Annotated in this window: 5 protein-coding genes and 1 tRNA gene; 1 reads left to right on the top strand and 5 read right to left on the bottom strand. The window is 49.0% G+C overall.

What is annotated here, in order from left to right:
• The 4 genes from QVO97_RS03945 to trkA all read right to left on the bottom strand — a co-directional run.
• Positions 1-310, bottom strand: a 310-nt coding sequence (locus tag QVO97_RS03945) for a hypothetical protein (protein ID WP_288188855.1), incomplete at its 3' end; no start/stop codon positions are given.
• A 168-nt stretch (positions 311-478) separates the two neighbouring features.
• Positions 479-769, bottom strand: a complete 291-nt coding sequence (locus QVO97_RS03940) for a hypothetical protein (protein ID WP_022359095.1) — start codon at positions 767-769, stop codon at positions 479-481.
• A gap of 15 nt (positions 770-784) precedes the next feature.
• A complete protein-coding gene (locus tag QVO97_RS03935; protein ID WP_022359094.1) occupies positions 785-2,224 on the bottom strand; it encodes a TrkH family potassium uptake protein in 1,440 nt (479 codons plus the stop codon).
• 9 nt (positions 2,225-2,233) lie between these two features.
• Positions 2,234-3,592: a Trk system potassium transporter TrkA gene (gene trkA, locus QVO97_RS03930; RefSeq protein ID WP_022359093.1), complete on the bottom strand. Its 1,359-nt coding sequence runs from the start codon at positions 3,590-3,592 to the stop codon at positions 2,234-2,236.
• 327 nt (positions 3,593-3,919) lie between these two features.
• Here trkA and QVO97_RS03925 point away from each other — a divergent pair.
• Positions 3,920-3,990, top strand: a tRNA-Gly gene (locus tag QVO97_RS03925).
• Between the two features lie 227 nt (positions 3,991-4,217).
• Here QVO97_RS03925 and QVO97_RS03920 read toward each other — a convergent pair.
• Complete coding sequence (locus tag QVO97_RS03920; protein WP_022359092.1) at positions 4,218-5,087, bottom strand: M15 family metallopeptidase; 870 nt, start codon at positions 5,085-5,087, stop codon at positions 4,218-4,220.
• Positions 5,088-5,210 lie beyond the last annotated feature (123 nt).

Genomic DNA, 5,210 nt, shown 5'->3' with positions numbered 1-5,210 from the left:
TCTCACCGCCCGGCTTTCTTCCTCTCAGTTCACACCCCATGCAAGCTGAATCTCCATCTCTAATTTCCGCAGCCACAGCCGCCATTATTACTGCAGCCGCAGCCAGACTGGCTGTCTCTTCCTGCATCGTAGCCATCCCGGTAGCCAATGGCATAACCATCGTTGAAACCTCTCCGATAGGAATTTCTTCCGTTATTTCCACAGCTATTCCAGCCCCATCCATTGTTTCCGCAGCCGCCGCATCCTCCGCAATGTCCACAACCATTACCCCAAGACCAACACATATGATAATCTCCTTTTCATTTTTCATTGATACTATATCATATGCCTGTCAACGCAAAGTGTGTCCCACTTCCCCGGAAGCCACACTGTCAGCCGTTTCAAGCATCTGTCCCAAAACAAGCCACCAGCCATTTTCTCTGCATCATGGCAGCAAAAATGGGCGCATGCCAGACACATCACGCCCACTTTTATCTACTTACACCCGGAAGTTCCGGCTCTTAAACACATACACATGTGCGAACAGTGTCACCAGCACAACTGCCGCCAGCACCAGATCGCCCGTACCGCCGCCCAGATGAAACGCCATGCCAAACAGCGACAGCGTATCAATCGCAAACAGCCATTTTTCAACCGCATACACCTTTTTCAGGTTATATTTCTTCGGATCGATCGAATCCGATATAAAAATCAGGAAATCTTTGCCGCAGAACAAATCAATTGTCTCTGCCAGTCCCAGACACCCCGTCAAAAAGAACAGTATATCCATCCGTATTCTCCTCCTCTAGAACCGTTTCCAGGTTTCCCTTGAAAACAGCAGAAGTAGCGGAAATATCTCCAGACGTCCTGCCAGCATATCAAAGATTAAAACCACTTTTGAGAAATTACTGAAAAACCCAAAGTTTCCGGTCGGTCCGACCAGTGCCAGACCCGGTCCGATATTATTAAACGTAGCCGTAACCGCCGTAAAATTCGTCACCAGATCGTATTCATCCAGAGAAATCAATAGAACAGATACCGCAAAAATGAGCACATACGCAACCATAAACACATTCGTCGAGCGCACAACCTCATGCTCTACGATCTTTCCATCCATTTTGATCTTCTCCACTACACTCGGATGCAGGTACTGCTTCAGTTCCTTTTTTACCGATTTAAGCAGAATCAAGACGCGCGACACCTTGATACCGCCGCCTGTACTGCCCGCGCAGGCGCCGATAAACATCAAAAGTACCATAATCGTTCTTGAAAGCTGCGGCCATTTATCAAAATCCACCGTGGCGTAACCGGTCGTCGTGATAACCGAACCGACCTGGAATGCCGCATCCTGGAATGCCTGCAGTGCATTGCCGCAGAGTGATACCGTATTGACTGTAATGATGCCAACCGCCGATGCAATGATTAGAAAATATGCCCGCACCTCCTGCATTTTAAAGGCCTGTCCTATTTTTCGCATCAGCAGGAAGAAGTAAAAGTTAAAATTCACTCCGAACAGAATCATAAACACCGTCACGACATTTTTCTGAAATGCCGTGTAGCTCGCCAGACTATCATTCCGGATTGCAAAACCACCCGTACCTGCTGTTCCGACCGTGATCGTGATCGCGTCGAAAATCGGCATTTTCCCAAGAATCAGAATCACAGCCTCGAGGATCGTCATTCCCAGGTAAATCTGGTATAACAGCTTCGCCGTCATCTGGACCTTCGGAACGAGACGGCTCACGATCGGTCCTGGGCTCTCCGCCTTCATCAAATTCATATGGGAACCGCCCACCATCGGCAGGATACTCAGAAGGAATACCAGAACTCCCATACCGCCAATCCAGTGCGTAAAACTCCGCCAGAATAATAAGCAGTTCGGCAGCTGCTCCACACTGCTCAGAATACTTGCACCGGTCGTCGTAAAGCCCGATACCGTCTCAAACAGGGCGTCGATCGGATTCGGAATATAGCCGCTTAATACAAACGGCGCTGCTCCCATCACACTGAGTAAAACCCAGCTTAGAGAAACCGCCACAAAGCTCTCCGCCACATAAAAGATCTGATTTTTCGGTTTTCGGCGTACCAGAAGCATACCAACCATCAGGCATACTGCCATCGTTGCCAGAAAGCACCATACCTCCGACTCACGGTAAATCAGTGCCACTGCCGTCGGAAGCGCCATAAAAGCCGCCTCAAAATTCAGGATCCAGCCTATGATATAAAATACAATCGAATAATTCATCTATGCCGCCTACTTTCTCAGGATGTCACGGATATCCCGCAGACCTTTCTGGCTCGTCAGGACAATCACTGTATCGCCCTGCTGGATGCAGTCCTGTCCACGCGCGATCTTGATATTGCCGCCGCGGTTGATGCATCCGATCAGCAGGTTGCTCTTGAGATTCAAATTCATCAGCGGAATGCCCGTCACTTCCGACTCCTCGCGGATCACAAACTCCAGTGCCTCCGCCCGACCGTCGAGAATATGATACAACGTCTCCACATTGCTGCCGATCGTATTCTGCATCGCGCGCACATACTGTAAAATGTAGTCCGCCGTGATGTATTTCGGATAAATCAGACTTCCTAGGTCCAGCTTGCTGATCAGCTCGTCAAAGGCGATCCGGTTAACCTTCGTCACCAGCTTCGCGCTGGAATTTTCCTTCGCATACAGCGCAAGGAAGACATTTTCCTCATCCATATTCGTCAGGGTGACAAATGCCTCCGCCGTCATCAGCCCCTCTTCCAGAAGAAGCTGCCGATCCGTTCCGTCGCCGTTGAGGATCAACGCATCGTCCAGAAGCTCTGTCAGAACCTCGCAGCGCGCTTTATCTTTCTCCACAATTTTAACCCGGATCTTCATCGCCGCCAAAAGTTTCGCCAGATAATAAGCAATCGTACCGCCTCCAACAATCATCGTATTTCTGACCTGGTTTGTCTGGATGCCGATCTTGCGGAAAAATTCTGCCGAATTTGCCGGGGAGGCGATAATCGACACCATATCCCCGTTTTTAATCACAAATTTACCATCCGGGATCGCCACCTCATCGCCGCGCTCAACACCGCCTATCAGGACATCGCAGCGGAATTGGCTGTCAATATCCATGACCGAAAGCCCGTCCAGCTTAAACTCCGGTTTTACCTTAAATTTCAGAAGCTCTACCTTTCCCTTGGCAAATGGATCGATCTTGATCGCTGACGGGAAGCGCAGAATTCTCGAAATCTCCGTCGCCGCCGCATATTCCGGGTTGATAATCATGGAAATTCCCAGCTGCTGCTTGATAAAGGTAAGCTCGTTGCTGTAAATCGGATTCCGCACACGCGCAATCGTGTGGCAATGCCCCACTTTTCTCGCAATCAGGCAGCAGAGAAGGTTCATCTCATCCGACCCTGTCACGGCAATCAGCATGTCCGCCGTCTGCACACCTGCCTCGATCTGCATGGAAATGCTGGCACCATTTCCCACCAGCTTGATCGCATCGATATCATCTGACACCCGCTGCATTCGCTCCGCAGACGTATCGATCATCACCACATTGTAATCCTCCCGGACAAGCTGCTCCGCCAGCGTCGTACCAACCTTGCCGCATCCGATAATGATTATATCCATAGTTTCCTCCGTTATTTTCTGTTTATCCGCCATACCGATACAGAAAATCTCTATTTTATATACAAAATAAAAAATGTGCCTTAACACTTTCCTATGACGGAAAAAGGGTGCCTGAAAACCGCGCCCTAACCATACGGAATTATTATAACACCTTCTGCGAGTTTTTGAAATATAAATTGTGTTAAGAGCGCATTTTGTGGGTGTTTTGAATATATTTGTCTCTTTCGGTCCCAAAAGTGCCTACCCGTGTACAGTAACTTTCCTCCCTTTTTGGCAAGATAAATTTCTTGACTTTTTCAGAAAAAACAGTATACTTAATATATATTTGCAGATATGGTTCATCGGTAGAACGCTAGCTTCCCAAGCTGGAAAGGCGGGTTCGATTCCCGTTATCTGCTTTTTTGATGGATGCGGAAACCCTTGTAAATGCTGGATTTTTCCTTTATTTACAAGGGTTTCCGGTGTTTTTGGAGCATCTACCACGAAAGCATATTTCAGTATAAAGACCCCCTTTTTCTGGGGAAATATCACACGAAATATCACACGAAAAAAGGGCTGTTTTTCCTTTATTTTCAAGGAATGACAGCCCCTTATCATGCGCTTATATTGTGTTTTTCATCATATTTTATCGTATATGTCCGTCCTCTGCTATCCGATCTGCGGTAATCATCCAGCCATCCGAATCAAACGCATACGCCTGTCCGTCAATCTGGCAGACTGCATCGTGCCGGTAGGTGTACCCACTCAGCAGATACCACCAGCGCCCGTCCTGGCACACCCAGCCAGTAAGATACTTGCCAGACACCCAGCCGTCCGCAGTCTGGATCCACGGTGCTCCGCTGACAAAACACTTCCGGATCGGCTGCACCTGCTGATCCTTACTGTACCGCTTGCCAGAGTCAGCACCTGCCGGAGCTGTCCGGATGATGAGCGAGGATGCAGTGACGCTCAAGCCGTGTGCGCCGCTCTTGATGTCCTTGAGATCCGCCGCTCCGGCATCGCTGTCGGCTTTGACTGGCGCTACATCCATTTTAGGCCAGGTCTTTTTAAACGCCTCAAAGGTGCCGTAACGCTGTTTAAGAATGTTGGTGGCGCTGCCCCAGTCCGGCAGATAAAGATGTGGCTTGTCTACGATGCTACGCCAGTCTCCGCCCCAGGCAAGTCCTAAAGCTTTTGCCAGCTCTGCGGCCTTTTTAAACATACCTGTGCTGTCATTGTAGGCATCGTCTGACACGCTGCCATCGCCGTCCACATCCATCTTAAGATAAAAATCAAAGGCAATCCCCCACTGATGCTGACTGCTATAGCTACTGCCTTTGGCATTGGTTACAATGTTGCCAGGCTTGGTACGTCCTTGCGCGTACAGAGCGTCCTGCTCCGCCACCGTCCGCAGTGTCTCTCCGATGTCTACTGTGATACCCTCGGTCGCACAGGCTTTGATCCAGGCGGACGCAATGCGCTGGAGACGTGGATGACATAATGTGATATCTCTCATAGATTTGTCCTCTTTTCTTTATGATATGAAAAATATGACATTTTGTTTTCCGGGGTATCTTGCAAAGAATTTTCGCATATGCTATAATGCCGATAGGCTAAGAGATAGTAGTTGTCCATCACA

Source organism: Clostridium sp. CAG:43 (genome assembly GCF_000434655.1).
Classification (GTDB): domain Bacteria; phylum Bacillota; class Clostridia; order Lachnospirales; family Lachnospiraceae; genus Otoolea; species Otoolea fessa.
This window is presented reverse-complemented; position numbering and strand designations above follow the sequence as displayed.